The organism is Paraglaciecola sp. L3A3, from assembly GCF_009796765.1.
In the GTDB taxonomy this organism is placed as follows: domain Bacteria; phylum Pseudomonadota; class Gammaproteobacteria; order Enterobacterales; family Alteromonadaceae; genus Paraglaciecola.
In genome coordinates this window covers 1,483,769-1,505,877 of sequence record NZ_CP047023.1, presented here as the reverse complement: position 1 = coordinate 1,505,877, position 22,109 = coordinate 1,483,769, and the positions used below count along the sequence as shown (strand labels likewise).

Annotated in this window: 18 protein-coding genes; 5 read left to right on the top strand and 13 right to left on the bottom strand. The window is 37.9% G+C overall.

The features are described 5' to 3' along the window. The first annotated feature begins 2 nt into the window (after positions 1-2). On the top strand, positions 3-563 hold the full coding sequence (locus tag GQR87_RS06230) for a DUF1415 domain-containing protein (protein WP_158967589.1): 561 nt from the start codon (positions 3-5) through the stop codon (positions 561-563). A 47-nt stretch (positions 564-610) separates the two neighbouring features. Here GQR87_RS06230 and GQR87_RS06225 read toward each other — a convergent pair whose 3' ends face one another. Genes GQR87_RS06225 through GQR87_RS06210 form a run of 4 tightly spaced genes read right to left on the bottom strand, consistent with a single transcriptional unit; the run spans position 611 to position 5,169 of the window. Then, positions 611-1,633, bottom strand: coding sequence for a DUF4340 domain-containing protein (locus GQR87_RS06225; RefSeq protein ID WP_158967587.1), 1,023 nt, complete (start codon positions 1,631-1,633; stop codon positions 611-613). After that, positions 1,630-3,513 carry a Gldg family protein gene (locus tag GQR87_RS06220; protein WP_158967585.1) on the bottom strand — a complete coding sequence of 628 codons (1,884 nt, stop codon included), beginning with the start codon at positions 3,511-3,513 and terminating at the stop codon, positions 1,630-1,632. The genes GQR87_RS06225 and GQR87_RS06220 overlap by 4 nt, the downstream gene beginning before the upstream one ends. Positions 3,514-3,515: 2 nt before the next feature. Next, complete coding sequence (locus GQR87_RS06215; protein ID WP_158967583.1) at positions 3,516-4,250, bottom strand: ABC transporter permease subunit; 735 nt, start codon at positions 4,248-4,250, stop codon at positions 3,516-3,518. After that, on the bottom strand, positions 4,243-5,169 hold the full coding sequence (locus tag GQR87_RS06210) for an ABC transporter ATP-binding protein (protein ID WP_158967581.1): 927 nt from the start codon (positions 5,167-5,169) through the stop codon (positions 4,243-4,245). The genes GQR87_RS06215 and GQR87_RS06210 overlap by 8 nt, the downstream gene beginning before the upstream one ends. Before the next feature lie 158 nt (positions 5,170-5,327). On the opposite strand from GQR87_RS06210, the gene GQR87_RS06205 reads away from it, so the two are divergent. Continuing rightward, the gene (locus tag GQR87_RS06205) at positions 5,328-5,927 is read left to right on the top strand and encodes an AhpA/YtjB family protein (protein ID WP_158967579.1); all 600 of its coding nucleotides are present in this window, start codon (positions 5,328-5,330) and stop codon (positions 5,925-5,927) included. Between the two features lie 5 nt (positions 5,928-5,932). Here GQR87_RS06205 and GQR87_RS06200 read toward each other — a convergent pair whose 3' ends face one another. The 6 genes from GQR87_RS06200 to GQR87_RS06175 all read right to left on the bottom strand — a co-directional run bounded on the left by GQR87_RS06200 (position 5,933) and on the right by GQR87_RS06175 (position 13,795). Next, positions 5,933-6,703 (bottom strand): DUF2884 family protein, encoded by a 771-nt coding sequence (locus GQR87_RS06200; protein WP_158967577.1) that lies wholly within the window; start codon positions 6,701-6,703, stop codon positions 5,933-5,935. A gap of 100 nt (positions 6,704-6,803) precedes the next feature. Then, complete coding sequence (locus GQR87_RS06195; protein WP_158967575.1) at positions 6,804-7,304, bottom strand: DUF1566 domain-containing protein; 501 nt, start codon at positions 7,302-7,304, stop codon at positions 6,804-6,806. 1 nt (position 7,305) lies between these two features. Further along, positions 7,306-9,015: a DUF1566 domain-containing protein gene (locus GQR87_RS06190; RefSeq protein ID WP_158967573.1), complete on the bottom strand. Its 1,710-nt coding sequence runs from the start codon at positions 9,013-9,015 to the stop codon at positions 7,306-7,308. Between the two features lie 156 nt (positions 9,016-9,171). Beyond that, the gene (gene prsR, locus GQR87_RS06185; RefSeq protein ID WP_158967571.1) at positions 9,172-10,530 is read right to left on the bottom strand and encodes a PEP-CTERM-box response regulator transcription factor; all 1,359 of its coding nucleotides are present in this window, start codon (positions 10,528-10,530) and stop codon (positions 9,172-9,174) included. Between the two features lie 30 nt (positions 10,531-10,560). Next, the gene (gene prsK / locus GQR87_RS06180) at positions 10,561-12,579 is read right to left on the bottom strand and encodes an XrtA/PEP-CTERM system histidine kinase PrsK (RefSeq protein WP_158967569.1); all 2,019 of its coding nucleotides are present in this window, start codon (positions 12,577-12,579) and stop codon (positions 10,561-10,563) included. A gap of 91 nt (positions 12,580-12,670) precedes the next feature. Next, a complete protein-coding gene (locus tag GQR87_RS06175) occupies positions 12,671-13,795 on the bottom strand; it encodes a beta-ketoacyl-ACP synthase III (RefSeq protein WP_158967567.1) in 1,125 nt (374 codons plus the stop codon). A gap of 271 nt (positions 13,796-14,066) precedes the next feature. Between GQR87_RS06175 and GQR87_RS06170 the strand changes: the two genes are divergently transcribed. From GQR87_RS06170 to GQR87_RS06160, 3 genes are read left to right on the top strand one after another with little or no spacing between them, the layout of a single operon-like run. After that, on the top strand, positions 14,067-16,247 hold the full coding sequence (locus GQR87_RS06170) for a TonB-dependent receptor domain-containing protein (RefSeq protein ID WP_158967564.1): 2,181 nt from the start codon (positions 14,067-14,069) through the stop codon (positions 16,245-16,247). Positions 16,248-16,283: 36 nt separating this feature from the next. After that, positions 16,284-17,372, top strand: a complete 1,089-nt coding sequence (locus GQR87_RS06165; RefSeq protein WP_158967562.1) for a hypothetical protein — start codon at positions 16,284-16,286, stop codon at positions 17,370-17,372. Then, complete coding sequence (locus GQR87_RS06160; protein ID WP_158967560.1) at positions 17,369-17,899, top strand: response regulator transcription factor; 531 nt, start codon at positions 17,369-17,371, stop codon at positions 17,897-17,899. The genes GQR87_RS06165 and GQR87_RS06160 overlap by 4 nt, the downstream gene beginning before the upstream one ends. A gap of 23 nt (positions 17,900-17,922) precedes the next feature. On the opposite strand, the gene GQR87_RS06155 is transcribed toward GQR87_RS06160, so the two are convergent. The 3 genes from GQR87_RS06155 to GQR87_RS06145 form a co-directional block, all read right to left on the bottom strand. Continuing rightward, positions 17,923-18,834 (bottom strand): hydrogen peroxide-inducible genes activator, encoded by a 912-nt coding sequence (locus GQR87_RS06155; RefSeq protein WP_158967558.1) that lies wholly within the window; start codon positions 18,832-18,834, stop codon positions 17,923-17,925. A 123-nt stretch (positions 18,835-18,957) separates the two neighbouring features. Further along, on the bottom strand, positions 18,958-19,869 hold the full coding sequence (locus GQR87_RS06150; protein WP_158967555.1) for a porin: 912 nt from the start codon (positions 19,867-19,869) through the stop codon (positions 18,958-18,960). 544 nt (positions 19,870-20,413) lie between these two features. Further along, positions 20,414-21,850, bottom strand: coding sequence for a sulfatase (locus tag GQR87_RS06145; protein ID WP_158967553.1), 1,437 nt, complete (start codon positions 21,848-21,850; stop codon positions 20,414-20,416). Between the last annotated feature and the right edge of the window lie 259 nt (positions 21,851-22,109).

The following is a 22,109-nucleotide window of genomic DNA, read 5'->3' as shown; positions in this document are numbered from 1 at the left end:
TTATGAGTGATAATTATCAATTAGCCGATGAGCATTTTATTGTTCTAGTTAAACACTGGATCAATACCGTAATTATTGGCCTAAACTTTTGCCCTTTTGCCAAAAAAGAAATGGAACAACTAACCATTAATTATTCGGTCAGTGACAGCAAAAGTATCAATCAAGCTTTAGAACACCTTATCAATCAGTTCACTTTATTAGATCAACAACCAGAAATACAAACTAGCTTGTTGATTTTCTCTCAAGGTTTTAGCGACTTTGATGATTATTTAGACTTAGTGGAATATGCCAATGGATTAGTCGCCCAAGGTGGCTATAGTGGCATTTACCAGCTAGCTACATTCCACCCAGATTATTGTTTTGCAGGTGAAACTGACACGGATCCGGCCAACTATACCAATCGCTCCCCCTTCCCTATTCTGCATATATTGCGTGAATCAAGTATCGAACAAGTACTTAAACGTTATCCTAACCCTGAGAATATTCCGGCCAATAATATAAATAAAGCCCGCAAGTTAGGTGTTGATAAATTAAAAGCATTATTACACAAAAAAGCCACGTAATTCTCAACAGAAAAATACGTGGCCTATGAATTGGTGGGACTTCATTATTAATTTTCTGGGGCACCTTCTTCCACAAAAGCATCCACATTGTCATCAATACTCTGAGTAACTTCAGCCAAAAAGTCTTCAACTTGTTTATTTAACTGCTGGGCAGAAAATGTTGAAACTTGATAGTAGTAATTTTGCCAATATTCCTGAGCATTATCAGAGGAAAAATTAAGGTAATAAATATCTTTGGCTTTACTGACAATCAGCTTGAATTGGACATTCTGCTTTGTCACCAGATTAAGTTCAGTTTCCCTCTCTAAGGACTGAATGAAATATTCATCAGCAGATATTATTTCTTGATAATCAATGTTGGTTAGACTAGAGACAAATCCAGTTAACACACCGTCATATTGTAATGTGCGGCCATCAGGTAACTGCTCCAAAGTAAACTCTGCAATATCATCGTTATAAAGCATGCTCCAATTGTGTTTATCAACTCTAGAAACACTAACAATATCTTCGCTTTTGTAAGGTAAAATCGGGTGTTTAAACCAACTAAATTGATCAATCGGCAAGTTAATATTTTTATCTAATCGCCAACTTTGATTTTCATTAGGTAAGCGTACATAGTTGCCTTCACCAAGATTAACTTGATTACCGATTAACACCTGCCAAGTTTTAGTACCTATAGCGATAGTCACCAACCTAGCTAAACTATCTTCTTGGTTTATACCTTGCAGTCCTAAACGTCCATGATTTTGTTTTAGTTTGGTTTTTGCTTCAATTAATTTAGCCTGCATTAATGTGTTAATAAGGTTGGCTAATTTGCGTTTATCAACAGGATATAATTGCCCCGTATACCCCAACTCAGCCAACCAGGTATCTTCAGACTTCACCGCTTTAAATAAGGTACCACTGCTATTTTCTATCATCACACTATCAACATCAGCGGCAACAGAACTTAAATCAGCAAACAATAATTCAGACTCAAATTCGCTATAACTTGGCTTTTGCAGTATCCAAACACCGACTCCAATAGCAATCAATAACAATAAACTTAGAACTGATAACTGCTTATTCATGCACTTACCCCTTCTTTTTTCACCTTAGCCTTTTTAGGCTTGGTTCTAAACAGTGCACGTAATAAAGCTAACAATAAAATCAAACACAGGGGAGCCACGGCGATGTTTAATAGCTTTAACACATTGCCTAAACCTTCTATATCTTTGTCTAATTGGTGTCTCACTTCACGTAAAGACTTACGTATAGACACCCTTTTTTGCATAAACTGGTCTATAGCCACCTGCTGTTGTGGAGAAATCACCAGGGAGCCATCTTCTCCTTGCTGACCTTGTAATTGCATCAACTGTTGTTCTGTTTCATCCAATTGCTGTTGTAATAACTGTTCTTGTTCTCTGAATTTTTGTTCAGCCACCACAGTTAACTCATCGACTTTAGTAAATGGACGAGCAAATGTGCCTCTACTTCTAATACTAATCAAAGCATCACTACCGCCCATGTTTTCTACTGCATTGGTAATAAAATCACCATTGTTAGCAAAAGGCGTGGCAATCATTTGACCAAAGAAGTTAGATTGTTGAACCCAAAATCTATCTGCCAACATGTCTGTATCGGCCACCACCATCACATTTAACTTATTGGTAGAATCTATATAATTAGAATTATCACTGCCTTCTGGAGCTTCAGCAAAAGCACTACTCGCTTTACCCAAAACTCTCGCCGCTAATACGTGTTGTGTATTACTGGTTTGGTAAACCTTAGACAACTCTAGGGGATCTCTAGTTTGTGCGTAAAGGTTAGTATCAATTAAATCAGAGTTTACAGTGGATTTTATAAGAGGTTGCCAATTTGACTGGCTGCCTTTTAATTTAGTTAAGACACCAAAAGAAGCGCCATTTAACAACTCTAAATTAGCACTGACAATATCTTCGCGGTCTAGTTGTTCAGCATTAAAACCAACAAAACCAAAATGCCTAGCAACATCGCCTGTTGGGGTGCGAATATCTAATCCAGCCATTGCATCCAATAATACTTTGGATGTATCAAACTCTATGCCCCAAGCATTAAATAACTGATATAAACTTGAGCTATTAGCCCCCTCCATTAAGCCTGTCATCATTGCCATTTGATCAGATTCATTGTGCGGGTCAACAAAAGTTAAAACTTTTCCACCTTGTAAGGCATATTGATCAATCTCATATAACAAGTTTTCGCTATAGTTTTGTGGATGGATCAGTAACAACACATCTGTATCTTCAGGTAAGTGGGTAGTGTCACTGCCTAAGGTTTCTACTGAATACAATTGTTGTAGCTGGCTATAAAAAGTCCATTCAGGATCAGCTTGTCCTGTCATCGGATTTTGCCCACCACTAATAGGTAAATCCGTGATCAATGTCAATTTAACAGATTCAGGTTCACTCAATTGATGGATTAATTTACTGATGTCGTATTCCAAAAAACTTTCTTTTTGAGGATCAAAAAATGCAATGACTTTTTGTTCATCTAAAGCGTTAGTCGCTGCTAAGCCCATATAAACAGCTTCACCCGCAGCACCAATATTTGCCGCAGTTAAACCAAATTGACTGGCCTGATCCTCCTGTTCTGAAAAAGCTACAGGATCTAACACTTGTAGTTTTAATTTACCTTCAGCTAAGGTTTCGTATTCGGTTAATAAACTTTCAACACGATTGGCATAATTACGTAAGCTGGTCATGTTTTTTGAGGCTTTATCAGAAAAGAAGAAGTACAAATTTATTGGTTCATCAATTTCTTTTAACACTTGTTTACTGCCTTCAGACAAGGAATAAACTTGGTTTTCGGTAAGGTCTAAACGCACCGATGATAAAAGTTGGTTGTTGATAAAAACTAGGACAAAAAATAAAATTGCCACCAGCAATAAACTAAGAGAAGAAGTCAATTTGCTTTGGGTATTTTTTAACATGACTAGTCAGCCTTCTTTTGTTCAATTAATACTAAACCGGCAAATAACCAGCAAACTGTGACTAATAAAAAATATCCGAGGTCATCTAAAGCAATCACACCTTTGGCCATAGCTTCAAAGTGAGTTAAAAAGCTAAATGACGCCACTGTATCTATTACTATATTAGGTGCCCAAGCTTTAAAGGCATCTAATACAATATTGCTGCCACTAACCACAAATAAGAAACACACCACCACAGATAAAATAAAGGCGATAACCTGATTTTTAGTCACCGCGGACATACATAAACCAATGGATAAAAAGGCGCCAGACATTAACCAACTTCCTATATACGCTGCCACAATGATACCGTTATCAGGATCTCCTAAATAATTCACAGTTAGCCATAAGGGAAAGGTTAATAACAGAGACAAGCCTAATACAGCCCATGCAGCTAAGTGTTTCGCCAGCATAGCTTGCCAAATACTGATAGGTAGGGTCATCAATAGCTCAATGCTGCCACTTTTACGTTCTTCAGACCAACTGCGCATTGCAATCGCTGGCACTAAAAACAAATATAGCCAAGGATGGAAATTAAAGAATGGCAATAAATCAGCTTGACCTCTTTCATAAAGTCCACCAATAAAAAAGGCAAATACACCTGATAAAATTAAAAATATACCAATAAAAACATATGCGACAGGTGAGGCAAAAAAGCTCGAAAATTCTCGCTTAAATAAAATACCAATATTACCCATTAGATTCCTCCTGTGTAATTTGTCTAAAGACATCATCTAAACGACCTTGCTCTACAAACAAGCTATCTACAGGTAATTTACAACGCTGAGCATGAGCAGTGACTAGATGTAATATATCTGCGCCTGGCTTAGGAAATAACGTCACACGGCCAGTTTCAAAGTCTTCTTCCATTTCAGCAACACCTTCTAACTCACCCAGTTCTGAAGCATCGGCTCGATAACTAAAATGTAGTGTCACTGCGCCATAATATTTAGATAATCTATTCAGAGCATCTGGTGTATCACTAAATAACAATTTACCTTTAGCAATGATCATTACCCGATTACACACGGCGGCCACTTCTTCTAAAATATGAGTAGAAATAATCACAATTTTATCTTTTGATAAATTTTTAATCAGTTCACGTACGTGGTGTTTTTGGTTTGGATCTAAGCCATCAGTTGGTTCATCTAAAATTAAGATGTCTGGGTCATGAATTAATGCTTGGGCTAATCCCACTCTGCGCTTGAAACCTTTTGATAAATTTTCTATGGGTTTATCTAATACCTCTTGTAGTTCAACTTGCCTAACTACATCCTCAATACGCGCGTCTTTTTCTTTTCCTTTAAATCCTCGTACTTGAGCAATAAAAGTCAGAAACTGTAAAGGAGTCATATCTCCATAAGCTGGAGCCCCTTCAGGCAAATAACCTATTCTCTTTTTAATGTCCATTGAGGAGTTTTCAAAGGTTTGAGCAAATATTGTGATATCACCTTTGGTAGGTGGGAGGAAACCAGTTAACATTTTCATGGTGGTTGACTTACCTGCACCGTTTGGCCCTAAAAAGCCTACTACATCACCAGGTTTTATGTCGAAAGATAGATCATCAACAGCGGTATAACTGCCAAATGACTTAAATAAGTTTTTTACTGAAATCATAGCAATCCTATAATGGCCAAAATTCACGCTGCTTATATATGGTGATAATCACATTATTTTCAACATTTTTAACCTAAAGTTTATAATAAAACCTAACTAAATATTTAAAGCATATTTCTTCACTTGGAAAAACCTCTGTTCTGTCATATTGTTCCACTATGGAAAATATTAGAACATCATCACTTATCGCCCCTTTAACTGCACAAAGCAAATATTCTGTGTTTAAAAGAATTGGCAACTTGTCTTTAGTTTTACTAGCGATAATTATTTGCACAAACCTCTGGCTACTCAATTCAGAACAAGCGGCAAACTGGCATAAAAAGCAAGCCAATCAATTAGGCCAGAGTTTGTCCAATTTGGCTGCCCATATTTTAGTCGAAGCAATCAGAAAAAATGACTCAAAAAAGTTAACTCAACAATTAGCATTTATTGGTGAAGATCCGCATGTGTTATCCGCTTCAATTTATGACAACAAAGGCACAATATTAGCTAACAATAAAATAGCAACTTCTGTTGTTGCCATCTATAAATTAAATTCAGCTACGCCTTTAGTTTTCGTGAAGAAGATAAAATACCAAGACGAGTTGATTGGTTATTTACGTATTATGTTAAAAGAAGAAGAAGTAATGAAGTACCACAGTGAATATCAGCTGCAATTATATCAACAACTAATCGTCTTAATGTTATTAGCTGGGGTGGGAGGAATATTAATTGCCAGAGTGTTCTATAAATTTAGATACAGAATGGCACACAAATAACTGTATTACCAAGCCCTGCCAGTAGTTAATACATCATAGGGATTTAATTCACTAATCGAAGATTTAAGTTCTTCTTCAATACCATCTAACTGCTTGAATTTTTTACAAAACCATCTAGCTTTATGTTTTAACATATCCAGCGGGGGAGCATCTACTGAGTTGATATTATTCTCAGAATTTTCTAACTGCTTAGCGATAGCTGCCACTTTCTCTTCGGTCGTTTGTTCACTGACCACTAAACCACCAATTGCTGACAGCACGCCGCCAACCGAAGTATTAATAGCTTGCTCAATTTGCTCTTCTAATTCTTTATCAACCAAATCGTCCACTTGCTCTAACCTGCCAGGCCCCATATAAAAATGGTTATTCGATTGAATAAACTTTTCTTTAACGCTCATTTTGACTTGTTTTAAGGACTTCTGTAGTTTTTGTTGGCTAGCATCATCTTTGACTAAACCACCATAAACTTTTTCTATAGTGGCCACTGCTAATTCAACCCCCTCATTCGCTAAGAAGATCATTTTGGGCACCACTTTATGAAAACCTTTCGATAATTCGCTTAATGTTTGATTTTGCTTTTGATCTAATTCAATCCACTCACCTTTAACAAAAAGTTGTGAATTACCATTAATTTGATATACAGTTCTGCCGCCATCATCAATGATTCGGATCTGTTTATCAGTCACCAGAATGCCAAAGTTGAGGGAAACCTCACAGTTATTGTTAGCCAGCACTGTGCTGCTAAAAAAGAATAAAAAGAATAATTCGAACCGCATCAACTTCCACGAATAAATTTGTAATAACATCAGAAAGAACTAGTGTGCCAATATCAATCTAAAATGCAAATAAGATCAGATAGGACAAACAAAAGATCGGTTAATCAACATTACGTACTAAACGGGTAAAAACGAATAAATTCTTCTCTTTAATTGAGTTACTACTATTAAAAAAAGCCACCACCCAAGAACGCTGAGGATCGATTACTGAAGGAGTTGAACTCCAAAAATCATCTGACGGGGTATTTGGGAAGAAAATTTCATTAATCGCAGGACGAACACATTTTCGTTCAGTTAAGCTAGATAACTCTTTCACATTAGGCACCCTCCAGCCTAATTTATCGGCATATTTATAACCATGAGCCGTTTGTAACGCTTGCTGCCAAGTGAGCTCACTGGCATCACCAGTACAGGTCTCACTCTCCCATGTCTGACCTAAGCTACAACGCATCCAAGTTAACCCTAAAATCTGATCAGTAACTGTCCCGTCACCATTATCAAGAAACTCTTGTGCTTGAGCCGTTTCATCAAAATCAACCAAACAAGTTTGGCTAATGGCAGAAAAACACCAAAAACAGCAAATTAAAATAAATACCTTCATATTATCGCCCTGCCCTAACTAAACGAATGTGCGCTGCAGTTGATTTATTCAAAAAATTATCATTACCTGAGGTGAAATCTATCGCCCAAGCATTTTGCGCACCTAATTCAGACATCCCATCAGCACTTGAGTCTTGGGTCCAGTACCATACAGGTGAACCTAATGATGTTGTGGTGTAGGGAAAATATAATTCATCAACTGTTGGTGAAGACGTTTTACCAAAATGTACGATGGATAATAATTCTTCGTGGGTAGGTAAACGCCAATCTCTAAAATTACACAACCCTTGAGTATTAACTGCCGTGATATACGCACTGGTATTACATAAAGCAAGGGTACAACTGGCATTAGCACCTAACTCATCGCCTAAATATAGATCTTCATCCTCACTTTCTTCATACCAACTAACTGTACTGCTACTGGTATGTAAACCGGCACTATCAAAGGCGGTTTTTACTTCCCAAACTAAGCCAGTAATATTATCTCTAATGCAACTCCAATCTTGCGTAGGATCGTCTACTTCATCTCCAATCACATCTAATTTAGTAAAATCAAATCCTTGTTCTCCCCTTCCAGCTTTAGCAGACATGCCATTTTGATAAATAACATCTTGCCCTCGCTGACCATCTTGCCCCGGAAAATCAGCCTGATAACTACTCAACACTTGTGAATTATTAGCTTGTTGGGAGACACCAGTATCGTTCAAAGGTTGAATCGGCAAAGGTTTAATTGTGACAGTCACACTGTCTTCCACTTGATTGCCTTGCTTATCTTCTATTTGCAAAGTAAAAGTCAGATCTTGAGAGCTTAAAACAGTGGGTGCAATGGCAAAAGTTTGTAAGTTATTACTGCTGTCAATCACAGGCGCATTTTCTGAGTCATTTAACCAATTAGCAATCAGAGGTCTAGAAGCTGCGATATTAGTACTTGCCACACCATTTAGATTAATCGATTCTCCAGAGAACACTTCATGACTGACTCCTGCTGCAATTTTCGGTAGCGTTTGGCTGGCACTTTGGATATTCAAATCTACAATTTCTGTATCCACAGCCCCTTCCTGATCTGTCACTGTCACACTTATACTGATCACATTCGGTTCATCTAAAATAGGAGTAATAAAAGATAAAGTACCGCCTAATGTATTCACCCCTGTTAATACTGATTCACCGGCGGTTTGTTGCCATAAATATTCGGCAATAGCGGCAGTATTTGTCGGAGGATCCGAATCTAGGCTGTTAGCGGCATTTAAAGTAATGACCTCTCCGGCAGGAAATTGATTAGCAGACAAACCGGCAAAGTCAGGCACAGTTAATACGGCAGTAGGCAAGTCATTGACTGGTGCAATAGTAAATATCACTTCATCAGTTCCACGATTACCTTCCTCATCTAACACCACAGAAGTAAAAGTATAAGTTAAAGTCTTAGTGGTAATAGGCGTGGTAAAAGTTGCTAAACCTGTACTTGTATCATCGTGGGTAATCTCTAACGCAGGGCTGGCGCGCCACGAAAAGGATAAATTTTCTGATTGACCGGTCGCTTGGGCATTAAGATTAATGACAGTTTGTTCATTAATGATTTGATCTCTTCCAGCATTGACTATTACCTTGGCCCGTTCCTCATTAGAATCACTATCAAGTGATCCACCAGAACAACTGGTCAATAAAACGCTCACCACTAAGATAACGGTTAATAGTTTTTGCACAACTTTCATAAATCAAGTAAACCAAAGTAAAGTAATTATATCGAAGGATGAAAGTTAATATGCACTTAGCATACCAGCCAAGCTTTTCAGAAAGGAGAAGTGAGAAATAAATTCACTTATGGACGAATATGCTTCGACCATAAGCCAATTTCACAATAACGTAGATTAGGCACCGGTTTTTATATCTTCTAGATGATACTTATCAATTAATGAGTATAAAGTAGGGCGTGTCACGCCTAATAACTCAGCGGCTTTTGACATGTTTTTTTCAGCAACTAGATAAGCGTTACGAATAGCACGGCTTTCAGCATGTTCTCGTACTTCTCTTAAATTCAAAGAGTCAAGTGAAGGCCCTTCATCTTTTACCACTAAACTTAAATCGTCTGCTTGGATTAGGTTACCTTCAGCCATAATCACAGCTGATTTTAATTTATTCTGTAATTCACGAATATTGCCAGGCCATTTATGTTGTTTCATGGCCAAAATAGCCGAGTCGCTGAAACCTTTAATTTTGGTTTTAAACTCTTCGTTGTATTGAGCTAAGAAAGTTTTAGCTAATAAAATAACGTCGTTATCTCGTTCACGCAAAGGAGGGATCATAATACTGATTTCACCTACCCTATAGAATAAATCCTCGCGAAAGGTCTCTTCTGCCACCATTGATTGCACATCTCTATGAGTTGCACAAACCACACGAATATCCACAGGAATTACGCTACGTCCGCCTACTCGTTCAATCACTCGTTCTTGTAAAAAACGTAACATTTTCGCTTGTAAACCTATTGGCATATCACCAATTTCATCTAAAAACAAAGTACCATTTTGTGCGGACTCAATTTTACCTGGGGTGGTTTTATTGGCTCCCGTGAAAGCACCTTTTTCATAACCAAACAATTCACTTTCTAATAAATTTTCAGGAATAGATGCACAGTTGATGGCTATAAATGGTTTGTCTTTACGTAAACTATGTTCGTGAATACTACGAGCAAACACTTCTTTACCTGTACCACTTTCCCCCAGTAATAATGTACTAATATCGGTTTGGGCAATACGTTCAGCTTTACGGCTAGCCAGCAATATTCCTTCACTCTGACCTAAAATTCGGTCCATCGAAGGCGCAACCGAAGCTAAATGACGATTTTCCATTTCCAAATCAAATAAGTTAATTGCTCGGCCAACCAAAATTTGAATAGTGTCTGAGTCAATCGGTTTTTGATAAAAATCATAGGCACCAATATCAATCGCTTTTAAGGCATTTTTTTTGTCATTATTGCCAGTCACCACGATCACTTTGGTTTGTGGTGCTAACGCTAGAATTTCCTCCAGAGTAGCTAAACCTTCGCTGGCATTAGTTGGATCCGGTGGTAAACCTAAATCTAAAGTCACCACTTTGGGTTCATAACGTCTCAGTTGTGCAATCGCCGAAGCACGATCTTCAGCAAAAACCACTTCGTAACCACTAAAGCTCCATTTTAATTGTTTTTGAATACCTAAATCGTCATCCACGACTAAAATTTTATCCATGTAACAAAACCCTTATATTTACAATATTGACTAGTGAGCTGGAATACGTAAGGTAAAAATACTACCTACTTGTTCTTCGCTATTTACTAACAGTTGCCCGCCAATTTTCTCTAGATAAGCTTTGGCATCAAATGCACCAATTCCCATTCCGGCATTTCCTTTAGTTGTGTCAAAAGGTTTAAAAAGCCGCGTTCGGATAAACTCATCGCTCATACCTGAACCATTATCTATAATTTTTACTATGATGAATTGTTCGTCAAGTGATTTATCAACACTAACCTTTACTTCACCCTGATCACTTGTTGCTTGTTGTGCATTACTAATTAAGTGATACATAACGTTACTTAACTTATCTTGATCTAACACTACAGGTAGTTCATCGATGATTTGCAAGCTAGGTTTAGGAAGATAACTACCACAACGTTGTTCTATGACTTGTTCAATACAATGAGATAAAACAACTAAACTCTCAGCGCCTTTGGGCACAGTATTTTTTTCTGTCAACTGACGTAGCATTTTATCCATACGTGCTTTGGTATGATGCAATGTTTCAAAAGTATCTTCAATAAATTCAGGATTATCTTTATGTTGCTCAGCATTACATAAAATGAGATCAATTTGTGCTAAAACATTTTTTAAATCATGCACCACAAAAGCTGACATACGTGTAAATGCAGAAAACTGAGCGTTTTCTGCCAACTCTTGGGCAGCCAAATGATGAAAAATAAAATTAGAAATTTGTGCATTGACCACAGTCAAATAGTCTCTTAATTCCCAATTTAATTTTTTATTGGTATTATCGTCTCCCTTTATTGCAACTAGCCCCCACAAAGCATCTTCTTTGTACATAGGAATAACCAATTGAAACGAGACATCATTTAACAATGCATGATTCACTTTCAACCCTTCATACATAAAAGGTTTAACCCGCAGCTCTTCGATATCGACTATCCAGTTTTTAGTTTGGAAAAAATCACAAAACTCTAATAAAACAGTTCGTTCATTTGCTGTTATTTGTTGGCTGTCGATATGTGCTAATACTTCTAATCTACCGTTATTTAACTTAATGAGGTTTCCTTGACGATAATCAAAAGCTTGAATAAAACCTCTCAATCCTGTTGCATAAACGTTACCATCTGGGTCACCTTCATCCAGACACTGAGTTAATTTCAACCATTCATTACGATAATCAAATTGGTTGGCAAAAAAATGTTTGGTAATAAATACTTTTATTTTAGTTCTAAAACTTAAAGACAAAAACAAAGTGCCCAGTAATGCCAAAGACAATGCCACAAGCACTATTTGGATGGTCGTACTCCATTCTCCACCAAAGTACTGCACTGCATAACCAATAAGAGCCATGATGAATAAATATCCACCGGCAACCATTAATAAAGTACTGTGCATCACCACTTCACGAGAAATATATATTTCAACTCCCCAAGTTTTCACTCGCCTAATGGCTAAGATCAAGAAGGGAATAAATGCAGTGTAGATATATCCTCTAGCAGCAATATAACTGTAATGAATGTGTTCAACCATTAGCGCATTGGCAAAAGTAACAAATTCAAAAATACTAGTAGCAGCGAGATACAAAACAAGGGGTTTTAAAGCCCAAGCATTATCACCCGCTTGACGGTACATCACCTCAAGTAACACTAACACTTCTAAGGCAATCATAGTCTGGATAAGAAACTCCCACTGCCTGTCATAAACGCCTGCGGCGAGCAAGACAAAAGCAGCTATAGGTAGAGCTAAAATCAACCAAGTGTCGACCCGACAAAGCACATCACCTATATTTTTAAAGTTATCTTTTAAGCAAGAAGCGATAAACAACAACCAGAAAAAGTTTTTAATATTATCAAATAACAAAAGTTGTTCGATTGTCATAGGTGACAACCAGAAAGGTACAATCGCCCACAAACATGTAGAAGCAGTGGCTAAAATCAGTAAATATTTTGCCAATCCAGACTTACGTACCGTGAACAATAATAAAAGTAAAAATATGTAGCCCACAGCACAAACTGCGTAACCAATCGTTGTCAACATAAGAGACCCTGTTTATCCTTTACAATTATCTCTATTTATAGCGAGTCCACTTTATGCGAATAAAATCAGGCATAGATAGACTCTCAATAGATTAGATTTTTTTTAGTACTAAACTGCCAATGGAATATCCCGCACCAAAAGAACATAACACCCCAACATCCCCTGATTGCATATCTTGGTGATGTAAATTAAACGCGATAATAGAGCCTGCCGAAGCAGTATTAGCGTATTTATCCAAAACAATTGGCGCTTCTGATTCTGCAGGTTCGCGGCCTAATAATTTACGGGTAATTAAAGTGTTCATATTAATATTCGCTTGATGTAACCACCAACGATTAACATTTTCTGCTGTCAATTGATGACGAGCTAAATGCTCTTCAATATGTTCTACCGCCATAGGACATACTTCTTTAAACACTTTGCGACCTTCTTGATGAAACAATTTATCTGCCGCAAAAGGATCCGCGTCATTCGCTCGGCTTACATAACCAAAATTAGAGCGAATATTATTAGAATAATCAGTGACGGCTTTGGTACTCAATATTTGAAAAACATGTTTAGAACTAGCCGTGTCTGAACTTTCTACCACCATAGCGGTAGCCACATCACCAAAAATAAAGTGGCTGTCTCGATCACAATAATTCACTTGTGGTGAGGTTAATTCAGGATTAATTAGTAAGACGGATTTGGCGGTACCGGCAGAAATCATTTCATAGGCTCGATGCAAAGCAAATGTGGCTGCGGAACACGCCACTAACATATCAAATGCAAAACCTTTAATTCCCAAGGCTCCTTGCACTTCAATAGCGATTGCTGGATAAGAGCGTTGAGTATATGCACAAGCTACAATAACAACATCGATATCTTGCGCTTGTTTATTAGCTGCAGTTAAAGCTAATTTTGCCACTTTTAGTGCCATTTCAGCTTGATCTGATAATTGTTCATCGCAACGTTCGGGGATATCAGGGTACATACGCTGTATGTCCAAAATACCTTCTTTTACATAAACGTATCGACTTTTGATACCCGACGCTTTTTGGATAAACTCAGCGCTTGAAAAGGGTTTAGCAGTTAATTCACCTTGTTCGATTGCGACTTGATTAATACGATTAAAATGTTCGGCGTAATCGTTGTATGAATCCACCAGCTCTTCGTTTGAAATACAATTTTCTGGCGTCCATAATCCTGAACCACTAACCACCACAGAAGTTGACATATTGACCCTAACTTAATACTTCGAAGGCTGGCAGATACGATCATCAAACAAGCCATACAATTAATGTTACTAGCATATCGGTTTGTCATTGATATGTCATATTGTAAAAAGAAAAAATTCGGACAATTTGGGCTAAAAAAAACATCAAAGGCAACAACTTTGCTTGGAACTTTAAAATACCAATTTAGGGGTGCGACAATTTGCCACATTTCAACCATCAAACATGGTTTGTATACTAGAAAAAATATTAATTATGTGATTAAGGTTATTAATGAAACTTCAGTGCACTTCAGCTCCTCGCTCAGTTTGTTTATCGGTTTTATCTCCCATAGTCATTGCCATGCATGCGCTTTATTCTACCACTGTGTTAGCTGATGAAGAGACCGACGTAATCGAAGTTCACGGTCAACAACTTAATCAAAAAGAACACCTAGGTAATCTAGATGCTTTATTAAAACAGCAAGGTGTAGATTTCTCTGCCGCTGGCGGTATGTCGAGTTTACCTATTTTAAACGGTATGATGGGCGACCGAGTGAAAGTATTAGTAGATGGTGCAGACATTACTCCTGCCTGTGCTAATCATATGAATCCTCCTTTATCTTATATTTCGGCCAATCAAGTACAAGCTATGACAGTAGTTGCGGGGATATCTCCAGTGAGTGCAGCTGGAGATAATATAGCCGGCGTAATCAGTGTTAATTCGATCAACCCTCAATTCAATCAACAAGCAAATTTAGCTTGGAATGTGGGTTACCTGTCGACCCAATACCGCAGTATAAACCATGGTAAATCAATAGGTGTTGGTGCTAACTGGGCAAGTAAATCCATTAGTATAGATTATCAAGGGGCTTACGATGACGCGCAAAGTTATCAAGACGGTAATGGCGACAAGGTTTTAGATACCCTTTATCGTGCGCAGAATCATAATTTAACCGCCGCATTTAGAGATCAAACACAACAATTAGCAATAAAGTTAAGCCATCAATATATTCCATATCAGGGTTTTCCTAATCAATATATGGACATGACTGAAAATAAAAGTTGGGGTTTAACTAGCCAATATCAACGAAACATTGAGCATGGAGAATTTTCTGCGCAAATTAACTGGCATCAAGTGAAACATAAAATGGGATTTTTCACTGTGGAAAAAACCGGCATGATGCCAATGAATACCGATGCTCAAGATATCAGTTATCAACTAGAATGGAACATAGACCTTAGTGCTGAAAAAAGGTTAACCTTAGGCCACGCCTACTACCATTATCAAATTGACGATTGGTGGCCTGCTGTTGAAGGATCCATGATGATGGGACCAAATGACTACATCAATATTAATGATGGGCGACGTCAACGTATTGCTACTTATGCTGAATTAGAGCAGCAATTAACAGCTAAATGGCAGATATCTTCGGGGATCAGGATTGAACATGTGACCACCAATACAAAAGAGGTGCAAGGTTATATGGATTCTGACATGGATATGGGCTCAGGTATGGATATGGATTCTGGCATGGATATGGACTCTAGTATGGGTATGGGCGGCATGGTAGATGTGAATTCTGCAGCAGCGATAGCTTTCAATGCACTTGATAGAGAACAATCTGACACATTAGTTGATATTAGCTTGTTGGCCCGTTACAAACTTACAGAGCAAAAATCGATTGAGTTCGGTTTCGCCCGCAAAAACCGTGCACCGAATCTATACGAAAGATATAGCTGGGGACAAAGCACAATGGCAACGACCATGATTGGCTGGTTTGGTGATGCTAATGGTTATGTGGGTAATCCTGATTTAAAACCAGAAACAGCTCATACTTTTAGCGCCAGCTATCATAATATCGCTGTAAACGAAGATTGGCAATTCAGTATTAACCTTTGGTATACCCAAGTGTCTGATTATGTAGATGCTGAGATTATCGGCAGTTTTGATACCAGTTCAAGTACCCCTACTCAACGTAATATTTTGCAATTTTCTAACCTAGATGCCACTTTATACGGTAGCCGATTAGATACTTCCTATAAATTGAGCGATAACCAGACTTTAGGATTATGGCAGCTTAAAGCGCAGTTAATAACAACACATGGCGAACGAGACGACAGCAATCAGCCCTTGTACCAAATCAAACCTTTGCAAACAAAAGTCTCTTTACAGCAACAATCAGGCGACTGGCAAAATACACTTAGTTGGCAATGGACAGCAAACAAGGATCGTATTGATCTAAGACGTTTTGAAAATAGCACTGACAGTTACCACTTACTTAACATTAGTAGCCAATATGCATTAGATAAATTAACGTTAAAGTTATCCATTACTAACCTTTTAGACGAGTATTACCAGCAACCTTTAGGTGGCGTATCCATAGCTCAGTATAAAAACGATAGTTCACTCGGTTTAATGCAGTTAGCGGGTGAAGGACGTTCATTTAATTTTGGCTTAAACTATCAATTTTAAGTATTCTTCCAGCAACTAAGTTTTGGAATAGTGTCAATGTTGTTATTGATTGTCTTGGCCCTGCGTAGACAGATTCGTCCTGCGCCTTGGGTAATGTTGTTTCTACTGGTAATTGAAGTCGCTGGTATCAACATATTGATCGCAGCAAATGGTGCAGCCAGTAATCCTTTCAATGCCATTTTACTAGTGCCTTTAGTTTTAGGCTTTATGTTACTGCCTTATCTACATGCCGCCGCCGTATTAGTAATAAGCATATTGGCTCAGTTATCACAATTACTGTTATTACCCGAACACAGTCATCACAGCGGACAAATGCTCAATCATTTTTATGCCATGGTGGGCAGTTTTATTTTAACCGCTTTATTAATGGCTGCGGTTATATTGTATTTTCGAGTACTGCTGGCTCGTCGTGAACAATCCATTCAACAATTACGAGAAAAACAATTGAGAGATGAACAACTTTTAGCCATAGGTACAGCCGCTGCACAACTCAGTCATGATGTGGCCACGCCAGTACAATCTATTCGCTTAATATTAGAAGAAATCCTTGAACAACCCTCTCAGTCTGAACTGATGCATAACCTAGAGCAGCAATTTCAGCGAGTTGAACAACATCTTAAAAATTGGCGAGAAGTGGCTGACGATGTACGAGAAAAGCGTCAACATTTCTATCAAATCAATGAGCTGTGGCAATCATTACAACATTTAATGGCTGTAGCACGACCTGAATCCCCCATTATTTGGCAATCAAATATAGACAAAAACAAGGCCTATATTTGCGCTGACAGAACCTTATTACCCGCTTTAACCAGCGTGATCATTAATGCTTGTGAAGCTGCCACTACAACAAATAACAAACAAGTGAGAATTGAATCCTTATTAGATAATGCGGGAGATAATGGCAGCTGGTGTTTAAACATTTATAACCAAGGGCAAACCTTAGATAAACAAGCAATTAGCCTATTGGGTAGCCGTTTATTACCCAGTGAACATGGTCATGGCATAGGAGCGGTGCTAAGTAATGCCACAATAGAAAAGTTTAAAGGGCAAGTTAACTGGCAACAACAAGAACAACAAATGCTGACTAGCGTTAGGCTGCCTTTAAGCCAGGTCACACACAAATGATACTTAATATTTTACTGATAGATGACGATGAAACCTTTATTACCGTGTTACAACGTCGTTTAGAAAAAAATGCGGATTTTAATGTCTCTGCATTTACTTCTGTAGAGCTGGCTTTATTACATGACAACGCAGATATACACGGCATATTGTTAGATATGATGTTACTCGATAGTTCTGGGTTAGACGGCATTGCCCCTTTAAAAGCTAAATTTAACCCTAAACACCTAATTATGTTAAGCGGCTATGCCAGTATCGCGACCACTGTAGAAGCTATGCGTAGAGGAGCGACTGACTTTATTGCTAAACCTGTTGGTTTGCAGGAGCTAATCTCACGGCTGCAAGAAAAACCCGCGGATGACTCTATACCCCAGGTTAAATCTTTAACCAAAGCCCAAGCTGAGTGGGAACATATCCAACGGGTTTTGTTAACCCATAAAGGTAATATTTCTGCCACAGCAGAAGCGCTAGGCATGCATAGACGTAGTTTGCAGCGCAAATTACAGAAGTTTTCACCTAATAAAAACTAGCCTGCTGTTAGCTATTTTGAACACTAACGCTTAAACGTCGGAATAGGCATTAAGGGCGCGAACAACTCAGCCAAATACCGAAACAACCTAAGTCGTGTAGTACCATTACGCCAGACTAAACCAATTTCTCGATAACCTCCCGCTTCAGCTGGCATCGAAATTAAAGAAGTCGAATGCAAAATATCATTATTAATGGCGAGCTCTGGCATAAAAGTAAATCCACGCTTACTGTTGGCCAACTGAATTAAAGTATGCAAGCTACTAGCCGCCAACGCACTAACTTGTTCTGTCTGTTTTAAGCCACAAGCACTCACGGCATGACCTGTCATACAATGTTCTTTGTGCAACAAAAAAACACTTTCTTTAGGTAAAATTGACATATCTAGAGGTGAAACCAATGATTCAGCCAATTCTTTATGTGCCACTAAATGAAAAGGGTCATGACCGATTGGCAGTTGTTTACAGCCGGGGGTTTCCATAGGTAAAGCTAAAATCAATAAATCTAGGGTTCCTTCATTTAACTGGGTAAGTAAATTAGCAGTGGTGTCTTCTTGCAGTTGCAAATTAATCTCAGGTAAGTGTGCTGTTACCTCAGTAATCACCCCCTCAAATAAAAATGGCGCAATAGTTGGGATCACCCCAAGCTTAAGACTACCAGCCTGCCAATTACCAGCACTCTGAGCAAAGTTCACTAACTCATGAGCTTGGGTCAATAAGGCCTTACTGCGAGCCACCAGCTCCATACCAAAAGGCGTAAAAACAAAGGTTTTGTGTTCACGCTCTAATAACTGTGAACCAAATTGCTCTTCCAGATTTTGAATGGCACTGCTCAAAGTAGACTGGCTAACATTACAACGCTTGGCCGCTTTTACAAAATGCAGCTCTTGGTGTAACACCACCAAATAATGTAGGTGTTTAAGATTGGGTAAAATCATAGTAACTAGAATCAAATAAAACGATTAATACCCTAAGTTTAAATCATTTTATTTGATTAGGTAAGTGCCACAAGAATGAATAAACTCCTGCGGTTTCAAGTAAAAAAGGTTGCTTTTAAAAAACTAAAACTTATGCTCTAAACCTAAGGCTAACCATGACTTATCTTCACTTTCATCCAAGGCTCTATCGGTATACCAAACATAGGCTTTAGTCGACTTACCTAGCTTATAGTCGGCACCTAAACTAATACTACTATCATCTTCTAGTGTTTGAAATTGCGCTTTAAGTTTCCATTTTTTGATAGAATATTGTGAACTTAGTGCCACACCTGAATCACTTTCCCCTGTGACAACTTCTTCTTGATTATGTACAACAATACCTAAAACCCAACTGCCTAGTTTTGTTTGCGCCACCGCGCGTTGCACGTCATAACCTTTGGCATCAGTTTCACTAGCCACCCCAGCATACCAAGTGGTGTTTTTCAGCTTTTTATCACCGTAATAGATAGCGGCAGTCAAACTATCTTGACCTTCTTTACTATCTTCAACCACATAATTCACTTCAGCTGAAAAACCATTGAATGAAGGGCTTAGATAACTAACTGAGTCATTGTATCGATTATCACCTTGCCAAAGACCTTTAAAGTCAGCTTCATAATTATTCATACCATCAATCGGCGCAGATAAACTTTTTAAAGCGCTATCTTTACGACCAAGGATCACAGTACCAAAATCACCTTTCAAACCTAAATATTGATCACGAGCGGTAATATTATCGCCGCCCGATACATCAGAAATATCTACCCCCCACTCCACTCGATAAAACACGTTAAGGTTATTATCTAAATCCATATCGCCTTCTACACCAAAGCGTGAAGCATTACTTTTAAGTTCAGTAAAACTGCCTTGCCCATCATCTGACATTTGTGCAGAAATATTCGCTCGACCATAAACACTAATAGGATCAGCTAAAGTAACGCTAGAAAAAATAGTAACCAAGAACATTGAAAATAATAAACTAGGGGAAAATTTCATAGAGAGATAATTCCAATCATTTAAAAAAGTATATGGAACAATAAATAAAAGCCATACACACTAAATATTACAATTTTATGAATATTACATTATTTTTTACTAACTATTTAATATAACAATTGATAATTTATGAATATACATATTGATTAAGGAATAACAGACCGTAAAAAACAGAACCTAACAGACTAAACAGCAGGAGCAGATAGATCCAAATTCGAGGAAAAGACTAAACAACAAGATTTGTCACAGAGGCTTAACTACACAGATAAAACCTAACGCATTGATTTTACTTATTTTATAGTATTTCGTTACAATACATGTCTCTGCAATTGTTTTAGCCGTTGAAAGAAGTAGACAAGAAAAGCTATGAACTGTAGTAAGCGAAGCTCATAAAGTGGCTCAGCCATTATCATATTAGGCCGCAATGGATTACGGTGAACGAAGTGAATGCAGTCAAAACAAAAAAGGCCTCTGCTGAGGCCTTTTGGTATATATAGAATATGTTCCAGCGATTTTTATACGCTTAGTTTATGAAGCATACGGGCTAGTATGCACCATTGGTTTTATACATTTCTAACTTCGATGGGCGAGGACGTTTACGTGGAGGTAACTTTTCGCCAGTAATACGATCAAAGTCATCCGGGGTACGGAAACTTGGAATATAATCGCCAGATTCTTTAATCCAATCATCAAGGGCATTGCTGTGTTCTTTAAGTATTTTTGTGTACTTGGGATCAGCTGCTAAGTTGTTTAACTCGTATCGATCATTTTTAAGATCATACAACTCTTCTCTTTCTCTTGGCGCAATAAAAGGGCGAGACTGATGTTTGTTTAACATGCCTGCATTATGTAAGCGAACTAGCTCTGTCCAAGTTTCGTGATACATAGTATCGCCACTTGGTGTGCCTGGTAGATCATTGTAATTGTTACGAATATAGCGGTAACGATTTGAACGGGCTGTTCGTCCATGATCTTCAAAGTCGTGCCAGTTACGCTCTGAAAAAGCATATTTTCTAAATGCTTTTTTAGGGTCATTGAAAAGCGCTTTAAAGCTTTTACCTTCAATAGATGGCTGTTTTTTAACACCTGCTAAGTCAAGAAAAGTAGCCGATAAATCGATTGAACTAACAATACTTTCAGTCGTTGTGCCTTTTTGTTTAATGCCATTTGGCCAATAAACAATAAATGGCGTTTTGACTCCAGAATCAAATAAGGTGGTTTTATCTCGAGCATATGGACGACCATTATCTGCAATAACAACAATGATTGTGTTGTCTGCAATGCCTTGTTTTTCAAGCTTTTCAACCACTTTACCTACGTTCATATCGAAGCGACTAATTTCATCATAATAATTAACAAAATCATTTAAATACAATTCAGTTGGTGGATAATAAGGCGGTAATATCACATCTGCTTGAGTGTGATTGTGGGGTAAGCCTCTTCCTGGAACCCAAGGACGATGTGAATCCCAAGCTGCTAACCATAAAAAGAAAGGTTTATCTTTTGGGCGCAAATCTAATAATGCTAACCATTCGCTAGAACCCGAAAGGGATCCATTACCATAATATGCTTCACGTACCACGTCGAAACGGTCTTTTATTCCTTCACCCATGTGCCATTTACCCGCGGCACCAGTCCAATATCCTGCCTCTTTTAATTTTTCAGAAAAAGTGGTTTGACTTAAAGGTAAATCCCAATGAAGTTGCTCTGCACCTGTATTATGTGGGTAACGGCCTGTTAAAATACTTGAGCGACTTGGACTACAAGAACTGGCTGTTAAATAAGCTGCGTCAAAACGCATACCATTTTTTGCCATGTTATCTAAGTTCGGCGAAGAAATATTGGGATGACCGTAAGTCCCTACATCATCCCAATTTAAATCGTCAGCAATAATTAAAACAACATTCGGTTGCTCTGCAGCATTTATTACCCAACTGACGCTTAGCCATAAACACAGCCAAAATTTATTAAAAATTTTCATTTAGTATCCTTGTAAAAATGTAGACCCTAGATATTACACATAATAAAAACACAATTAAACACTATTAATTCTTTTTATTTGTTTTGTGCTGTTTTTGAAACAACAAAATACAAAGACACCCAAAATAATAACCAGCACAGTGAGATTGGATCCATTAGTAGCCGGTATGCTGTTTTTTGAAGCATTAAATTTGAACGGCAAATTGATATTTTACTAGACCTGAAAAAAATTCATAAGCACGGCTAATTTTCCAACCGGA

Bases quoted from the DNA above. Each gene is read 5' to 3' on its own strand.
- GQR87_RS06230 (WP_158967589.1), top strand. From the start codon at position 3: ATGAGTGATAATTATCAATTAGCCGATGAGCATTTTATTGTTCTAGTT.
- GQR87_RS06225 (WP_158967587.1), bottom strand. From the start codon at position 1,633: ATGAATAAGCAGTTATCAGTTCTAAGTTTATTGTTATTGATTGCTATT.
- GQR87_RS06220 (WP_158967585.1), bottom strand. From the start codon at position 3,513: ATGTTAAAAAATACCCAAAGCAAATTGACTTCTTCTCTTAGTTTATTG.
- GQR87_RS06215 (WP_158967583.1), bottom strand. From the start codon at position 4,250: ATGGGTAATATTGGTATTTTATTTAAGCGAGAATTTTCGAGCTTTTTT.
- GQR87_RS06210 (WP_158967581.1), bottom strand. From the start codon at position 5,169: ATGATTTCAGTAAAAAACTTATTTAAGTCATTTGGCAGTTATACCGCT.
- GQR87_RS06205 (WP_158967579.1), top strand. From the start codon at position 5,328: ATGGAAAATATTAGAACATCATCACTTATCGCCCCTTTAACTGCACAA.
- GQR87_RS06200 (WP_158967577.1), bottom strand. From the start codon at position 6,703: ATGCGGTTCGAATTATTCTTTTTATTCTTTTTTAGCAGCACAGTGCTG.
- GQR87_RS06195 (WP_158967575.1), bottom strand. From the start codon at position 7,304: ATGAAGGTATTTATTTTAATTTGCTGTTTTTGGTGTTTTTCTGCCATT.
- GQR87_RS06190 (WP_158967573.1), bottom strand. From the start codon at position 9,015: ATGAAAGTTGTGCAAAAACTATTAACCGTTATCTTAGTGGTGAGCGTT.
- prsR (WP_158967571.1), bottom strand. From the start codon at position 10,530: ATGGATAAAATTTTAGTCGTGGATGACGATTTAGGTATTCAAAAACAA.
- prsK (WP_158967569.1), bottom strand. From the start codon at position 12,579: ATGTTGACAACGATTGGTTACGCAGTTTGTGCTGTGGGCTACATATTT.
- GQR87_RS06175 (WP_158967567.1), bottom strand. From the start codon at position 13,795: ATGTCAACTTCTGTGGTGGTTAGTGGTTCAGGATTATGGACGCCAGAA.
- GQR87_RS06170 (WP_158967564.1), top strand. From the start codon at position 14,067: ATGAAACTTCAGTGCACTTCAGCTCCTCGCTCAGTTTGTTTATCGGTT.
- GQR87_RS06165 (WP_158967562.1), top strand. From the start codon at position 16,284: ATGTTGTTATTGATTGTCTTGGCCCTGCGTAGACAGATTCGTCCTGCG.
- GQR87_RS06160 (WP_158967560.1), top strand. From the start codon at position 17,369: ATGATACTTAATATTTTACTGATAGATGACGATGAAACCTTTATTACC.
- GQR87_RS06155 (WP_158967558.1), bottom strand. From the start codon at position 18,834: ATGATTTTACCCAATCTTAAACACCTACATTATTTGGTGGTGTTACAC.
- GQR87_RS06150 (WP_158967555.1), bottom strand. From the start codon at position 19,869: ATGAAATTTTCCCCTAGTTTATTATTTTCAATGTTCTTGGTTACTATT.
- GQR87_RS06145 (WP_158967553.1), bottom strand. From the start codon at position 21,850: ATGAAAATTTTTAATAAATTTTGGCTGTGTTTATGGCTAAGCGTCAGT.